Source organism: Streptomyces sp. NBC_00433 (assembly GCA_036015235.1).
GTDB lineage: Bacteria > Actinomycetota > Actinomycetes > Streptomycetales > Streptomycetaceae > Actinacidiphila.
The window spans coordinates 8863896-8880083 of record CP107926.1 but is presented as its reverse complement, the minus strand read 5'-3'; the positions used below and the strand labels follow the sequence as shown (position 1 = coordinate 8880083).

Genomic DNA, 16188 nt, shown 5'->3' with positions numbered 1-16188 from the left:
GTTCGGCGGCAGCGTTCAGTCCGCGCTCTCGGAGATCGTTTCCAAGAGCGCGGAAGCTTTTCCCATGACCTCCAGCGCAGCCTTGTTCCGGGCCGGTTCCTTCTCCAGCCGTTCCACCTGGCGGCGCAGCCTCTCGTTCTCCGCCCCGGCAGCCGACCTCTTCGGCCTCACCGGGCTGGTGCGCTTGTCGACCAGCTTCTCCAGGGCCCCGGCGTCCCGCGCGGCCCGCCATTCCTTGACGCGCGAGTGGTACAGGCGTTCTCGGCGCAGGACCGCACCCTTCTCGTTGTCGGGTGCGGCGTCGCACTCGGCCACGATCCGCAGCTTGTACTCGGGGCTGAGGGTGCGGCGCTTCGGCCGCGCGGCCGGGTCGGGTCCGGCAGGCGTGGTGCTGGTCATGAGGGGGTGGCTCTCCTGTCGTGCCCTCTCAAGCTAACCCGACGAAGCGGGACGTCTCACCCAAGGCTGACAGAGAGGGTTCCCCGAGGTCTTCCACCCCACAGCTGTGGGGATGACTCGATCAAAGCGGTGGCCGTTGCCGAGTAGGCTCGCTCCGCCCCACACGCGTGGGGCCGACTCGTCGCCCTCAACATCGGCCAGCGGCGCTGCGTACTCAACACCTCCTCGCGCTAGAATAAACCTGCAGGTCAGCCCGCCTTTCCCCAGTGGATTCCTCATGACAATGTCCCGGGATTCCTCGCCCGGCGTCAGAAGAAGTCGTCACATCAGCGTCAGCTCTGCGGTTCAACCACTGCGTCGAAACCGCAGGTCAGATCGCCGCTCCGCATAACGCGGGCTGTGACATCCCACCGAGGAAACATCGCGACAGTCGGGCGAGGACACGCAGTGTGGGCCAAGAATCTGAGGACGGCAGGCAGGAAGGCGGCGGAGATCGAGGCGCGGCGCGAAGCCGGCCTGCCGGTCGGCTCCACCGCCGGGGCGCTGACCGAAGAGCGCCGCGACGCGCTCGAGAACATCGACCCGTCATGGCGTCCGGCCTGGCCGGTCGCTTGGCAGCGCTGCTACAAGCTGTGCCGCAACCTCAGCGAGGCCGGCACCGAACTGCCCACCGCCCCTGGGCAGATGACGCTGCAGGGCGAGGATTTGGGGGCGTGGGTCCAGGCGCAGCGGTTGGGCTGGGATGCCCTGCTGCCTGCTCAGGCGTGGATGCTGGAGCACATGCTCCACCTGTCCCCGGCGGAGCCTGAGGAGAGGTCGCAGGCGCCCCGTACGCAGGCCGACAAATGGGCGGCGAACATCCTGGCCGCCCGACAGTTCCACACCCGCGAAGGCAGCCTCCAGGTGCCCAGGAAGCATGTCGAGGTCGTGGACGGAGTCGAACACAAGCTCGGCATGTTCGTGGACAACGCCCGCAGACGGGCCGACAAACTGACGGCGGAGCGGCACCAGGAGCTGGCCGAGTTGGGGATGCGCTGGTAGCCGGAGGCACGGGCAACCGTCCTCGGGGCAGCAGTTGACAGGCACGGCCGAACAGGGCTGCCAATCAATTTCGCGGACGCTCCAATCGTTCTAGCGGAACCCGCAAGGAGGGGACCGCGACCGTGAGGCTGACGGCGAAGTCGGGCTCGGGGCCACTGCCTCCCGGGGGAGGCGGACACGGGGGACCGTGTGAGCCCCGTGTCCGGCCCGTCCGTGAGCATCTGACGACGGAAGGAACACCGTGTACAAGAAGACAAGGGCAAGCCTGGCGGGCATCATCCTCCTCACGATGATGGCGCTCGCCACGATCGCCGGGAGCGGCACGGCGAGCGCCGCGGCCAGCGGCCGTGCGGGGTTCGTGGCCGAGGCCCGCGAGGCCGGGCTGAGCACCAAGCAGGCCACCGGCCTGCAGAGCAAGGTGGACACCTACCTGACCAAGCTGGCCGGGAAGGGCACCCAGGTCTCCCCCAACCAGATCGACCTGAAAGGAGCGGTCCTCAACGTCGCGGTACCCGGGGAGGGCCGGCCGCGTCAACTGGGCGCCGTGAGGCCCGCCGTGGACAACGCCGCCCAGTGCTCGCCCACCGCGGACTACTACTGGTTCTGCGCTTACCAGAACGCGTACCGGGGCGGCGACAACATCGGCATGTATTCATGCGGCGCATATCCCATCCCCTGGTTCACCACGGGTTCGTGGGAGAACAACCAGACCCGTGGCACCGTTCCCACGGCCTACTTCACGGACGGGTCGACCTGGCGGATGCCCGGCGCCTACTACTACGCGTCCGCCGGCGTGAACTGGTCACCCGTGACGCAGATCGTCAACTGCTGACCCTCCTTTTCCACCGGCCTTCGCGCGGAACCCGCGCGAAGGCCGTCACCCGCGGACGGTTCGGACGGCCGAGTCCGTCACGTCGATCCGTTCGCCGGCGCACACTCACGGCGCCGGGCTCCGGCGCACGAGAGCGGGCACCGTGACCGCCCAGCCGCGCCTGCCCCCGGGAGAGGGTCGGACGCATGCTGGCGCGGGACAGCGCGTTCCTGCACGGTTGGTCTCCAAAGCCTCTGCGCAGTCGCACGCTGGGGGCCGGCTCGAGGGTCGATGAGACGCCGTCCAGCACGGAAGGAAGGGGGAATGAGCCATGGGACGCCGGGAGAGCCAACTGGATCCCGAGGCCGGGCCGGTCCAGCGTTTCGCCCACGACCTGCGCCTGCTACGCCAGGAGGCCGGCGGGGTCGCCTACCGTGCCATGGCCGAGAGCGCCGGGTACGCGGCCGCCACACTGTCCGAGGCTGCCGCCGGTGGGCGGCTGCCTTCCCTGCCCGTGACCCTGGCTTACGTGGGTGCCTGTGGCGGGGATGCCGCCGAGTGGGAGAGGCGCTGGTGGCAGGCCTCTCGCGCGGAGGCGGCGCTGCCGGCGGCTGACGACGGAACGCTGGCTCCCTACCGGGGCCTGGCGCGTTTTGAGCCCGGTGACCAGGGCCGTTTTTTCGGCCGGGACCAGCTGATCACCGATCTGGTGCGGCTGACAGGACAGCACCGGTTCGCGGGTCTGGTCGGTACCTCCGGCAGTGGGAAATCCTCGCTGCTGCGGGCCGGGTTGGTTCCGGCCCTGCAAGGCGCCCCGCCCGAGGGCCGTCCGGCGGTGATCCGGATCCTCACCCCAGGGGAGCATCCGGCAAGCGTCCATGCAGGCGCTCTGGTTCCCGTGGGCGCAGAGTCGAAGTCGGACACCTGGGTGATGGTGGACCAGTTCGAGGAGGTCTTCACACTCTGCCAGGACACCGGCCAGCGCAACCGGTTCATCGACCTGCTGCTGACCGCCCTCGCGCCGGGCAGCCGCCTGCGCGTGGTGATCGCTGTGCGGGCTGACTTCTACGGCCGCTGCTCCGAACACCGCGGGCTGGCGGACGCCCTGCGCGCCGCAAACCTGCTCGTCGGCCCGATGAGCCCACAGGAACTGCGGGAGGCGATCGTCAAACCCGCTGCCGCCGGGGGCCTGATCCTGGAACGCGCCCTGACCGCCCGGGTCATCACCGATGTCGTCGACCAGCCCGGCGGCCTGCCCCTGATGTCCCACGCGCTGCTGGAGACCTGGCGCCGCCGCCACGCCCGGACCCTGACCCTGGAAGGCTACGAGGCCGCCGGCGGCGTCCACGGCTCCATCGCCCGTACCGCGGAAGAGGTGTACACCCAGCTCTCCCCCGAGCAGGCCGTTCTCGCCCGCCGCCTGCTCCTGCGGCTGATCACACCAGGTTCGGGGGCTCAGGACACCCGCCGCCCCGCCGCCCGTGCCGAACTCACCGCCTGCAGCCCCGCCGACACCACACTGGTCCTCGACCACCTGGCCCGCGCGCGCCTGGTCACCCTCGACCACGACAGCGTCGACCTCGCCCACGAAGCCCTGATCACCTCATGGCCCCGACTGCACGCCTGGATCGACCAGAACCGCGAACTCCTCAGCCAGCAACGACAACTCACCGAAGCCGCAGCATCCTGGGACCAACTCGACCGTGACCCCGGCGCCCTCTACCGCGGCAGCCGCCTGACCAGAGCAGAAGAGGCCTTCGCCGCCGAAGACCGCGAACACCTCACCCCGGTGGAACGGTCCTTCCTCACCACCAGCCTCGACACCCGCCACCGTGAGCAGCGCACAGCGGTCCACGCCACCCGGCGACTGCGTACGCTGGCAGCCGTTCTCACACTCCTGCTCATCGTCGCTGTCACGACCGCCGCCCTGGCACTGGACGAACGCCGAAGCGCCCTCACCGCCGAACAGCAAGCCCAGTCCAACGCCGACCTGGCACTGGACGAACGCCGAAGCGCCCTCACCGCCGAACAGCAAGCCCAGTCCCGGCAGGTCGCCGCCCAGTCCACGGCCTTACTGAACACCGACTCCGACCTGGCTTCCCTCCTGGCCGTGGCGGCGTACCGCATCAGCCCCACCCGTGAGGCCCTCACCAGCCTCTACGCCGCCGGCGCCGTCCCCCTCCAGCGCCGGCTCACCGGCCACACCGGCGGTGCGCAGTCCGTTTCCTTCAGTCCGGACGGCACTGCCGTCGCCACCGCGTACAAAAACACCGTGCGCGTGTGGGACGCAGCCACCGGCCGCACCAAAACCACACTGACCGGTTTGGGCGACAACCGGATCTCGGTAGGCTTCCGTGCGGACAACCGCGCCCTGGCAGCCACCGGGAACCGTACGGTGAAGGTGTGGGACGTGGCCACCCGTCGGGTCCTGCACACTCTTCACCTCGACACCGACGTGATGTCGATGGCGTTCAGCCCGGACGGCACCACCCTGGCCACCATCGGCGGCGACGGCACATTACTGCTGTGGGACGTGGACACCGGCCACACACGGCGTTCCCCGCATGCCACCGGTACAACGTCCGTGGCCTTCAGCCCCGACGGCCGCACTCTCGCCACCGGCAACGACTACTACGGCGACAACACAGCACAACTGTGGGACACGAGCACCGGCCACCGCCGAGCAGTCCTCCACAGCCCGGCCTCCGTGACGTCCGTGGCCTTCAGCCCCAACGGCCGCACTCTCGCCACCGGCAACGACGACGGCACAGCCCGGGTGTGGGACATCGCCACCCGCCGCAACCGCGCGACCCTGACCGGCTACACCAACGGTGTGCAGTCAGTGGCCTTCAGCCCCGACGGCACCATCCTGGCCACCGGCAGCGGACACGGCACCGTGCAGCTCTGGCCCCTGGTCGGCGACCACGCCCAAGACGCCGTCAGCGGACTCCCCGCGCACCCCGGGTATCCCATCGACGGCCGCGTCCAGGCCACGCTCACCGGACAATCCGGCCCTGTCACGTCGCTCGCCTTCAGCCCGGACAGCCGTACCCTGGCGACCGGCGGCGCCGACGACACCGTACGGGTGTGGAACACCACCCGCGCCCGGGCCGCTCTCCCGGTTCACCTGAGCATGGCGGCGTGGGTGGCGTTCGCCCCGGACGGCCGCACTCTCGCCACCGGCGACCGCGATGGGGTGAAGCTGTGGAACGCAGCCGCCCGCCGCATCCGGGCCACTCTCACGACAGACACCATCAAGGCATCGTCGGTGGCCATCAGCCCAGACGGCACCACCCTCGCCGTCGCGGACCAGACGAGCAGCGTGGAACTGTGGGACCTGACCACCGCCCACCACGCCAGGACCACCCTCAACGGAGGCTCCGACCCCACAACATCAGTGGCCTTCAGCCCCGACGGCAGCACCCTCGCCGTCGGCAGGCACGACGGCACGGTCCAGCTGTGGAACCTGGCCACCCGCCGTGCCGGGACCACTGTCGACGGCCACGTGGGCATCGTCGAATCGGTGGCATTCAGTCCGGACGCCACCACCCTCGCCATCACCGGTCAGGGCAGAAGTATGGATATGGCCACCAACTGGCCTCTCGCCGAGACGCGGCTGTGGAATCTGGGCGGCCACCGCACCACGGCCCTCCTCAAGTACCCAAGCCTTATCACGATATCGGCGGCATTCAGCCCCGACGGCCACACCGTGGCCACCCAGAGCAGCAACGACGACACCGTACGGCTGTGGGACGTGGCCACCGGCCGCACCCGGGCCACCCTCAAGGGCCACACCAGTGGCGTCACGTCGGTGGCATACAGCCCCGACGGCCACACCCTCGCCACCAGCAGCTGGGACGGCACAGTACGACTGTGGGATACGGCCACCGGCTACACCCGGGCCACTCTCACCACACTAAGCGGCGTCACGTCGGTGGCATACAGCCCCAATGGCCGCACACTCGCCACCAGCAGCTGGGACGGCACAGTACGGCTGTGGGACGCCACCCTGCCCGACCCGGCCGGAACAGCCACCCAGATCTGCCGGGCCATCAACCGCGACCTCACCGCACAAGAACGATCCATGTACCTACCCGGACCGACACCCAACCGCATATGCCCACCCTGAACCACAACCCCACGCAGAACGAAACGCTTCTCCATCCACGAGGACGGCCAACGCAACAGTCGCCTTCGCCGAGGGGCTGTCAGCGCGGGAGGGGTGGGCGGCCGAACGCGGCAGCCTCCTGGCACCCACGACAGCGGTCTGGAACGGGCACCCGGTGGGGGTCTGGCTGAAGAATTTGAGGACTGCCGGTCGACGGGCGAGGCGCGCTGCCAGGCGACCGGCCTGCCCGTCGGCTCCACCCTCGGCGCGCTGACCGAAGCACGCCGCGACGCACCCGAGGCCATCGACCCGAGCTGGTGCCCAGCCTGGCCGGTCGCCTGGCAGCGCGCCTACAGGCTGCGCCCGGCCTCAACGAGGCCGGCGGAGCGGGGCCACCAGAGACCCGCCCGACGCGCCGGTGAGGCCGTCCTGGAAGCCGGGACACCCCTCGGGCGATCTCACGCCGCGGCATAGACGGTGAGCCACTCCGCACCACGGGGCCGGTATCCGTAACGCTCGAGGAGCCCCGACACGATCGCGGGGACGTGGCCGGCCCCGTAGACGACGGCCACCCGGATCGGCTCGCCGGCGCGCTGCTCGTGGATCTCGGCGAGCGCGTCGAGCACTCGTCGGTCACGCCGATAGGCCAACGCGTGGTGGACGGCATCGTCGTCGGCCGCCGGCTCCGCCTCCTCGCTCGTCGCCAGGTACTCGACAGCCATGGCTTTGTGGAGAAGGGCACGCGGACCCCACAGCGCGATCACCAAGCCCCCCACGGGAGCCAGAACCATGAGAAAGAGGAGGGTCCACCACGGCAGTGCCCTGAGGTCTGCCGCCGCGTCCGCCGCGGTCGTCTCCAGCCTGATGACCGGAACACCCTCGGGAAGCAGCAACTCGTCCCGCTGCTCCTGCAGTCCGTTGCGCCGCCGCCACGCGGCCAGCCGGTATGCGAGCGTGAGGGTACTCACCACGGCGGACTTCCCCCGGATTCCCTCCACGACTATGAGATCGCATTCCCGGAGCCTCCTGCGGACCTGCGCGAAGAACGTCGGCGGCGCCGCATGCACCATAGGGAAGATCACGAACTCAAGCGGCGTCCCCCTACGCCGCATCGTGATGACAGCCGATCGAATGTCGTACTCCGACACGTCGATGATCTGCATGAGAGCCCCCCGCCGATTCGGCCCGGCCATCTCTCCCTTTCGTCCAGGGACACGGGCCCGACAGGGACCGCGGTTCCCTCCCGTGCGCAACACCTGCTGAGCGCACCGGACGCCCACGGTCGAACCGGAAATGCCGACGCCGATCCGTCATGACCCTCTGCCGGGAGACGGCGACGAAGCCCCCTCACGCTTGCGGACGCAGGCCTGCCTGCACGGGCGTCGCGCATGCTCGAGCGACGCTGGACTCCCTGGTCAGCTTCATGTCCCCGCACTTCACACAAATGGCGCGCCGGGTCGCAGAGGCCTTACCAAGCCGCAGCCCGCCAGCGCGTAGCCGCCGGGGCTGCCATCAGACCTGGAGGCCCTTGACACCCCCGCTACGCACCAGGCCCTGGCCCTCCCCGAGCGGACGCGAAGGCTGGAGAGTGCAGGGGCCGCGCGCTCGCGCTGCTTCCTGCGCTGGCGGTACTCGGCTGCCGTGCGGGTGTCGGTGAGCGCCTTCAGCAGCGGCTCGGGCTCCCGGCCGCGCTCCTGCGCGACGCGGAACCACACCGGCCCCATCGGGCCGTGCTGCTGCAGGCGGTCCAGGGTCGTCATCACCAGCGGGACCTTGCCGGTGAAGCCGAGGTAGAAGCCGCCGTCGCCGTCGTCGCTCGTCCCGTAGCTGTACTCGGCGTGCTCCTGCCCGGCCCAGAACTCGCGGGACAGCCGGCCGACCGCGCGCATGCGGCCCTCCAGCGCGGTGGGGCCGGCCCCGGTGAGCACGATCGCCAGCGGCGGCAGACCCGCAAGGCCGGTGCGGCGGTAGAGCGTCTCCCAGAACGGCACCGTGTTCAGGTCGCCGATCGTGCCGTGGCCGGTGCTGGGAGGAAGTCCCGGGGGCCGCACCCGGCGGGCGTAGAAGTCGGCGTAGGAGGCGACCTTGTCCGCCAGGACGTGCGCGGGCTCGGTGGAGCGGTCGACCTCCACCATCAGCAGCGGCACACATGCGTCCTTGTCCTGGAACACCGCGTCCGCGCGGACGTTGCGCTTGCCCGAGGACGACAGCGGGTGCGCGGCCTCGGTGCGCCAGGAGTCGATACCGCCGATCCCGGCCGAGGCGCCGGGGAGCCTGCCGCCGCGGATGAAGGCAACGGCCGTGGAATTGACGGCCATCGCGTGCGGAGCGCCCCCCGTACCGGCGCCGCGGGCACGGCCGCCCATCACGTCGGGCTCTCGCTTCAGCTTGATCGCGGCGGAGTCCAGGCCGGCCTTCGTCAGGCCCCACAGCTTCTGCGACGGCTCGCCGCGCCGGTCCGGTGCACCGAACTTCCCCGCAGGCCCCGCAGTGCTGCCCTCCGAAAGCACCAGCCTGTCGGCCCGGAGCGCCAGCAGCGCGTTTGCGGATCGCCTTGTTGTCGGACAGGTGCGGGCGTACCAGCTCCATGATCTGCGTCGCGGTCGCCACCTTCAGCACCCCCAGCACCCGCAGCACGTCCTCCCGGTCGCGGACCGCCGACCGCGGCCGCCGCGCCTTCTGCTCCCCCGGTGTCACCGAGCCTGCCGTGTCCGCCACTTGCGCCTCCCCTGCGACGTTCTGCTGTGGAGGCCTTCCATGGTCGCCTGAGCCGCCGACAACCCGCCCCGGCCCCCTTTCGGCCGGCGCATCAGCGGCAGCCAGCGGCCCGGCCCGGGCCCGCCGCAGGCCGAAACCGGCCCTGGACCCCTCGCACCCTGCCGCCCGCCTACGCCGCACCGTCCCCTTCCCCAGGTACGGCCAAGGAGGGTGGAGGGCAAAGGGGTTGTCGGCATCCCCGGTGACCTCGGGACAAGGGGCCTGACCAGGAAGAACGCTCCGGCCGTGCGCGAGGCGGTCGGGTGCACCCTTGGGTGCTGGCTCGGGGACACCCTCGGGGAAGCGGCGGTAGCCGACCCCGTGAGGCCTGCCCCGGGACCGGCCGACAGCGCGCAGAAACCCCGCCGGCGACCACCAGCCGGTGCCCGCCATGCCATTCGCACCGACAGCAGTGCACTTTGCCCAACCTGCTGACCTGCCCGAACCCTGCCCCGCGCCGCTTCCATGTACTTTGCCGCGCCCCAGCAGTGCACTCGGCTGCCGCTCTGCGGGTCCCTCCGGGATGCACCCCGCGCCAGCCGCGCGGGCACCTGCCTCGCGCTCGATTCTGCGCCTGCCACCGCGACTCCCTTCCGCCCGCCGGTGCCCATCGCCGACGAGCCGGACCGCAGCCTGCACGGGCACCCCTTGTCCGCGGTCTGTTCCCACCGGGCAACCCCCGCTGTCCAGGAGAAACGCAAGGACCGGCCGACCATGGCACAGCGTGGTCAAGGGGTTGGTCAAGGGGCGGCATGCCGCCTAGCTAGCACGGGTCGGCCCGGGACGGACGAACCACCCGTCCCGGGCCGGAGCGCTCGGCATACACCGGCCGGGATGGCCGCGCTCTCCGGCTTCACGTCCCTGGACTCGCCTCATTCGAGTGACGCTCCGTAGAAATCGCAGCCACTTAAGGTAACTTACAGTGACCTTCGTTACTCCGCGGCGAGCAGAGCGGCCGGCCCATGCCGCCCGCTTCGCCCCCGCACGAAACGGACACCACCGGCGCCCAGCGCATCGGCGGGGAGCAGAGAGAAGACATGACCACACAAGATCGCGTAGAAGCCGCCCCCCGACACGGGTGGATGACACACCCGCGCTCCCGCGCGGACATCGAGTTCGACGGAGGCTGGCCGTCCAGCGGGCTGGAAGGCGGCAAGTTCTTTCCGGTGAACCAGGTCGGGCTGTCCGACCCGGACGTGCCGACGGACAACCCCAGCGGTCCCAAGCCGGTACCCCCGGACGGCCGGATCGCCAGCAGCGGCAGCGAACCGGCGGCCGTCGCGCTCGACGAGGTCAGGGACTGGCCGAAGGTCGACCTGCAGTCGGGCGCCGACGCCCCCTTCCAGTGGAACTTCAAAATGAAGCACAGGACGCGCCGCTTCAACTACTTCATCACCAGGGAAGGCTGGGACCCCAACGCCCCCCTGAGCCGCGCGCAGTTCGAAAGCGAGCCGTTCGCGACGCACAAGCCCTACGGCGACATCCCCCACCACGAGATGCCCCCCGCTGAGAACGACCCGAACCTCGACAAGCCGCACACGATCACGCTGCCGCACCGCTCCGGATACCACGTCATCCTCGGCGTGTGGGAGGTCGCCGACACCGGCCACGCCTTCTACCAGGTCATCGACGCCAACTTCACCCCGTAGCACCCGAGGTGTGGGCCAGCCGTCCCCGGCCGACCCACGCCCCCACCCGCCACCACGCCCCCACCCGCCACCGCGGCCGCGGCGGCCGGCGGCGAACGCCCGCCGGTAGCCCGCCCGCACGGTCGGCGGAGTTCCATGACGCCGCGATTGCCCCGTTCCCCACCGTTATATGGAGTTACCCGCCCTTGCGTGGCGTTCCACGGGACCAGCAGGTGGGTAGCCGCCCGGGTTGCCCACCTGCTGATCCGGGTCGCCGCTCCACCGTTCCACGGCTGTGACCTGCGGTAGTGATGTCCGTGGAACGCGGCCCGGGTGCGGCGGCGGGGAGCGTTCCACACATGGAATCGAACGGAGAATCGAACTAGGTTGGAGAGGTGAGCGACGACCGGGACCAGGAGCACGGCGAAAGGCAGCCGGCCGCGCTGCCGCAGGGCGACGGGCCGCTGGTCGACGTCACCCTCCCGGACGGGCAGCACCTGTACGCCGTGGTGAAATCCCGGCGCAGGGAACCCGACGGCTGGTGGTACGACCTGCAGATCCACCTGCCCAGCCAGGGCAGCGACCGGGGCCGGCTCCTGGTCCTGCCCGCCCCGGTCGACTTCCGCGCACCGGCCGCCCTGTGCGAGCCGGTCGACGGCCAGCCCTACGACCAGGTGCCCACCGAGCGGCCCGGCACCACCCCGGCCTGGAAAGTCGAAGAGAAGGTGTACTCCGGGCCCGAGCGCGGGCCGGCCCGCATCGTGCACCGCGGCGAATGCCACGCGGCCCGCGACCTCGCCCGGCCCGCCAGCACCGAGCAGGCCCGCGCCGTCCTGACACGCGACGACGCAGCCCCCTGCCCGCTGTGCCGCCCCGACCGGCCCCTGCGCACCGCCGCGTGAGGCGCCGGCCTCAGCCGGGCCGCCTGTAGCCGGGTTGGGGCGGCGGGGTAGCGGTCTCGCTGCGGCGCATGCCCGGCTTGGGCTTCGGTGTCTCGCGGGTGAGCCCGCCGATCCGCGTTGCAGTTCCTCGAGCCAGGCCAGCCGCTCCGGGGAGAGCACCAACTGCCGCTCCTGGTCCTCCTGGCCGTCGTCGTCCGCCCGGCCGGATCGGCGAACTGCAACTGCTCGCACAGCACCGCGGCGCTCGCCTGGTCCGTCGGCGACGGCTTACCGACGCGCGCCGCACGGGCCGGTTTGGACGAGTCCGGCCGGGGTCCTGGAGGCCCGCACAAGGGCCTGCAGGCTGATGCCGGTGGCACCGCCCGGTCGTGAACGCTCGACTGCGGCACGGCGTCCTCCCCGCCCCGGGGCGGTCCCCGCGGGTGGACAGCGGCGGGGACCGCTGCGGGGGCGGCTCGCTGGCGGCGGAGGCGGCTCCCGATCCGGACAACGGGATATCGCCTGGGATGCATATCGCCCGTAGGCGCAGCGACATGGCCTAAGGAGTCGTGCCGTAGCGACCTGGAGACAAGGGTCGCATCACGCTGAGCTGTGTTCCCTTGCCACCGGCCCCACCGGCCCCACCGCCGTGCGGCGGTGGGGCCGGCTTGTTGGTCGCTCCCAGCGTGTTGCTAGGTGTCCGTCTCCGGCGGGTTCGGCCGGCTGGTGCGGAGGAGTGTCAGGAGCAGGTGACCTTCAGTGCGGTGTCGGCTTTGCAGGTGAGCGTGTCGACGCCGTTGTTGGGGTCGCTGGGGTAGGGGCTGGCGGCGGTGCGGGTGAGGGTGAGGGGGTGGCTCGTGCCGGGTGTCATGGCGCCCACCGTGAAGGAGATCAGCGGGGTGATCTTGTCGGTGCCGGCGGGGATGGCTCCCGTGTCGCAGGTGAGGGTGCGGCTCGCGGTGTTGACCGTGCACGAGGAGGGGGCGGTGGGGTTGGTGAAGACGGCCGGGTAGGTGAGCCGGTAGGAGACGTTGGTGGCATCGCTGCCACCGAGGTTGTAGACGTCGGGTGTCACGGTGATGCTGCCGCCGCCCGCGGTCGCCGTCGAGGTGGTCAGGACGGGCAGCGGGTTGGTGGCGGGAGCCGGCGGTGAAAGGGCGGAGGCGGGGCCCTGGCCGCGGCTGTTGACCGCGGTGACCTGGACGCTGGCGTGTCCGGCCTCGATCTGCGGGATGCGGTCGGCGGGGATCGCCAGCGAGGTGGCGGTGCCGGGCGCGGTACCCAGGACGGTCTCGGAGCCGGCCGGGTCGCCGGGGTTGTTCACGACGGTGACCAGGTACTCCTGGATGGGGCTGCCGCCGTCGGCGGGAGCGGTCCAGGTCACGGTGGAGCCGTCCGCGCTGATCGCCGCGGAGTGCGGGGCGGCGGGCAGGCTCGCCCCGTGGTGGTAGGCGGCCTGGGTGACGACGGAGGGGCAGCCGGCCGTGCCGGCGGTGGTGGCGTTGATCAGGTCGGTGAAGTTGCTTCCGGGGTTGGCGGGCGGGGTGTAAAGGCCGCTCTGGCTCACCGTGCCCAGCGAGCCGGCCGCCATCGACCAGACGACGCCCTGCGCGGGGTCGCAGGTCGCCGGCCAGGTGACGGCGTACTGCCTGGCGGCTGCCGCGGCGGCCGCGACCACCGTCGAGCCGGCGGACTTGGCCGCGGTGCGCGGGCTCTCGGCGGCGGCCGCGGGAGCGCTGGACAGGGACGGGATCGGGAACGCCCCGGCGGACTGGTAGAGCGGGAACGTCGTGTTGTAGACGACGCCGCCGAAGGAGAACGTGGTGAGTTTGAAGTCCAGGAGGAAGAACACCGAGACTTTCAGTGGCGCGGTCACCTTCAGCCACGGGTTGGCTGCGGTGTCCGCCGCGATGTCGATGGAGGGTGTGACCTCCAGCTCGGGCCCGGCGACGTCGTAGATGAGGATCTTGAGCGACACGGGGAACGCGAAGGTGACCTTCGCCGCGGCGTTCAGGTCGTAGTTGAACGTGGTGACCGCGTCCTTGGTCAGGTCGGTCTTGTGCGTGTTCCCGCTGCTGTCGCGGTGGACCTTGCCGCCCATGGTCCGCTCGTAGGTGGCGTCGAAGGTGAACGTGATCGAGCCGTCGATCGAGGTCTGGGTGTAGATCGTCAGCGAGGGGCAGAACGCGATCGCGTAGACGATCACACAGCCGGTACCGGCCGGCTTGAGCCTCAGCAGCTCCTCGCGCTGCGTCTCGTGCTTGTAGACGATGCCCAGCTCGCCTTTGATCGACGCCTTCGCGGTCGCGGTGGCGGAGAAGTCGTAGGTGAAGGTCTTGGTGGAGTACCACGAGCCGTTCGGGTCGTCCTGGAAGCTGGCGTTGGCCTCCCAGTTGGTGGTCAGGCTCAGTGCGGCGGTCAGTTTGGCGGTGACCTTGGGGTTGCCCAGCCGCTCCTTGCCCTTGGGGTCGTTCGCGAGCTTCTCGGCCAGGTCCAGGGTGAAGGTCTTGTTGGCGATGGGGATCGCCACCTGCGGCGCCACCGATGCCTGGAAGTTCGGGTTGAGCATCTGGATCTGGTAGCCCTGGGCGCCGGAGGTCGCCTGGTTGCCGTGGGCGGTGAAGTCCAGCGACCGGAAGGCTTGTTGCAGTGCGGCCTGGCTGGTGGTGAGGGTGACCGTGCCGCCCGAGACGCTGATCTTGTCCACGACGCGCAGCAGGCCGGAGTGGGCCAGCGGGTTGGTGCTCCCGCCGACGGCGATGATGTTCTTCACCGCCAGTGCGGTGACCTGGGCGGGCGGATCGGTGAAGACCACGGTGGTGTCGGTCACCTGGGTGATGGCCGCGACGGACGCGTCGGACAGGACCACCGTTCCCGGAGCCAGGATCGGGTGGGGTGCCGCGGTCACCGGGGTGCTGGTGGCACTGAGCTGCCCGTTGTGCTGGGTGCCGGTGACGGTGATCTTGTACTCGACGTCCGGGGCCAGGCCGGTCAGCGTCGTGCTGGTGGTGGTGGCAGGCACGGTCGCCACGATCGGCGGCTGGCCGGGTGCGGCCGCGTCCACGGTGTAGGCGGTGATGGTGTGGCCGCCGTCGTCCAGCGGCGGATCCCAGCTGACCTGGAGGGAGTTGGGGGCGGGCTGGCTGCCGTCGGCGCCGGGCGGGGGCGGTCCGGCGGAGACGTCCTGCGGGGCGCTGGAGGTGTACGCGGGGCGGGCGGCGACCGTGCCGTTCGCCTCGGCACCGACGGTCTGGCTGTCGGACTTGCCGGCCGGCGAGGTGCCGGCCGCGTTGGTGGCGGTGACCGCCACGGAGTAGTACTTGCCGTTGACCAGCCCGGTCAAGGTGGTGTGGATCGCGGTGCCGTCCACGTTCGCGGTCACGCTGGTACCGGGGCCGTTGGGTGTCGCGGTGACCGTGTAGGAGGTCACCGGCGAGCCGTTGGGGTTGGCCGGGTTCCACACGACCAGCAGCTTGGTGTCCCGTCCCAGGACGGTGGCCAGCGTCGGTGCCAGCGGCGGCTTCGGGGTCTGCGGGCCGCCGACGAACGGCGTCGAGACGCCCGACAGCGCCCCGCCGGCGGTGGTCTCGGTGGCCTCGAAGGCGTAGTTGACGTCGTTGGTCAGGCCCGCGACCTTGACCACCGGCGGGTTGGCCGGGTCCGGGTTGAGCACGTGCCCGCTGGCCACCGGCGCCCCGGTGGGATCACCGTTGTCGTCCAGCGCGTAGGCGTGGACGTCGACGCGGGCGACCGCTTCCTGTGCGGTGTCGCCCGCGGTCACGGTCACATGCACCGTGCCGGAGGCGAACGGCTGCACCGAGTCGACCATCGGGGCCTGCAGCGCCTGCGCCGCCACGCTCGACCTTTGCGGCGCGGCCGCGGCCGCGCCCACCGAACCGGCGCCTAACCCCAGCGCCACCACCATGACCAGGGCCGTACTGCCCCACGCTCGCCTGCCGCGGGTTCTCCTGGAAAGCCACATACGCAACGCCCCTCCGCACGCGGGCACACAGAACCCCGCGTGCTCGCTCAACGGATGACATCTCGACAGTGGGCGCAACATCCGGCTCAGCCCCGAACGCACAGCGTGCGGCAGCGCAGCCGCACCCACCGCCGGGAACATAACAACCCAACAGGACGAACATATTCGAACGTCGAAATATACCCACGACCTACGCCAGCCCCTGCACTCATTGACGAAGCCGCCCGTAGACGACAGAACGGTCTTATTCCGTTTTCAGGTCAGGGCGTACCGTCGTCTGCTTGGCCGCGTGGGCCCGCGCTGCAGCGCCGCGTGAGGTGACGGCCTCAGAAGTGCCGCCGGTAGTCCGGTCGGCGCGGCGGTGCCGCGGTCTCGCCGCGGTGCTCGCTCGGCTTGGGCTTCGGTGTCTCGCGGGCGATCCCGTCGATCCGGCGTTGCAGTTCCTCGAGCCGGGCCAGCCGCTCCGGGCTCAGCGCCAGCTGCTGCTCCTGGTCCTCCTGGGCCTCCTGGCCGTCGGCGGCGGGTCGGCGAACTGCAGCCGCTCGTACGGCGCCGCGGCGGTCGCCTGGTCGGTCGGCGAC

The 16188-nt window shown here is 70.7% G+C and carries 9 protein-coding genes; 5 read left to right on the top strand and 4 right to left on the bottom strand.

From position 1 onward, the window contains the following. Positions 1 to 15: 15 nt before the first annotated feature. Complete coding sequence (locus OG900_38550; protein WUH95489.1) at positions 16 to 399, bottom strand: hypothetical protein; 384 nt, start codon at positions 397 to 399, stop codon at positions 16 to 18. A gap of 447 nt (positions 400 to 846) precedes the next feature. Between OG900_38550 and OG900_38545 the strand changes: the two genes are divergently transcribed. From OG900_38545 to OG900_38535, 3 genes are all read left to right on the top strand, one after another. Continuing rightward, complete coding sequence (locus OG900_38545) at positions 847 to 1440, top strand: helicase associated domain-containing protein (GenBank protein ID WUH95488.1); 594 nt, start codon at positions 847 to 849, stop codon at positions 1438 to 1440. A gap of 241 nt (positions 1441 to 1681) precedes the next feature. Continuing rightward, on the top strand, positions 1682 to 2272 hold the full coding sequence (locus OG900_38540) for a hypothetical protein (GenBank protein ID WUH95487.1): 591 nt from the start codon (positions 1682 to 1684) through the stop codon (positions 2270 to 2272). A 310-nt stretch (positions 2273 to 2582) separates the two neighbouring features. Continuing rightward, positions 2583 to 6380, top strand: coding sequence for a hypothetical protein (locus OG900_38535; protein ID WUH95486.1), 3798 nt, complete (start codon positions 2583 to 2585; stop codon positions 6378 to 6380). A 437-nt stretch (positions 6381 to 6817) separates the two neighbouring features. On the opposite strand, the gene OG900_38530 is transcribed toward OG900_38535, so the two are convergent. Next, positions 6818 to 7522: a hypothetical protein gene (locus OG900_38530; protein ID WUH95485.1), complete on the bottom strand. Its 705-nt coding sequence runs from the start codon at positions 7520 to 7522 to the stop codon at positions 6818 to 6820. A gap of 273 nt (positions 7523 to 7795) precedes the next feature. Next, a complete protein-coding gene (locus OG900_38525; GenBank protein WUH95484.1) occupies positions 7796 to 8869 on the bottom strand; it encodes a replication-relaxation family protein in 1074 nt (357 codons plus the stop codon). A 1329-nt stretch (positions 8870 to 10198) separates the two neighbouring features. Between OG900_38525 and OG900_38520 the strand changes: the two genes are divergently transcribed. Both OG900_38520 and OG900_38515 read left to right on the top strand, forming a co-directional pair. Further along, complete coding sequence (locus tag OG900_38520) at positions 10199 to 10765, top strand: lytic polysaccharide monooxygenase (GenBank protein WUH95483.1); 567 nt, start codon at positions 10199 to 10201, stop codon at positions 10763 to 10765. Positions 10766 to 11139: 374 nt separating this feature from the next. Beyond that, complete coding sequence (locus OG900_38515; protein ID WUH95482.1) at positions 11140 to 11646, top strand: DUF6233 domain-containing protein; 507 nt, start codon at positions 11140 to 11142, stop codon at positions 11644 to 11646. A gap of 718 nt (positions 11647 to 12364) precedes the next feature. Here OG900_38515 and OG900_38510 read toward each other — a convergent pair. After that, complete coding sequence (locus OG900_38510) at positions 12365 to 15550, bottom strand: fibronectin type III domain-containing protein (protein ID WUH95481.1); 3186 nt, start codon at positions 15548 to 15550, stop codon at positions 12365 to 12367. Between the last annotated feature and the right edge of the window lie 638 nt (positions 15551 to 16188).

What these genes read in the sequence shown, in the direction of transcription:
- OG900_38550 (WUH95489.1), bottom strand. Translation starts at nt 399, where the DNA reads ATGACCAGCACCACGCCTGCCGGACCCGACCCGGCCGCGCGGCCGAAG.
- OG900_38535 (WUH95486.1), top strand. Translation starts at nt 2,583, where the DNA reads ATGGGACGCCGGGAGAGCCAACTGGATCCCGAGGCCGGGCCGGTCCAG.
- OG900_38530 (WUH95485.1), bottom strand. Translation starts at nt 7,522, where the DNA reads ATGCAGATCATCGACGTGTCGGAGTACGACATTCGATCGGCTGTCATC.
- OG900_38520 (WUH95483.1), top strand. Translation starts at nt 10,199, where the DNA reads ATGACACACCCGCGCTCCCGCGCGGACATCGAGTTCGACGGAGGCTGG.
- OG900_38510 (WUH95481.1), bottom strand. Translation starts at nt 15,550, where the DNA reads ATGGTGGTGGCGCTGGGGTTAGGCGCCGGTTCGGTGGGCGCGGCCGCG.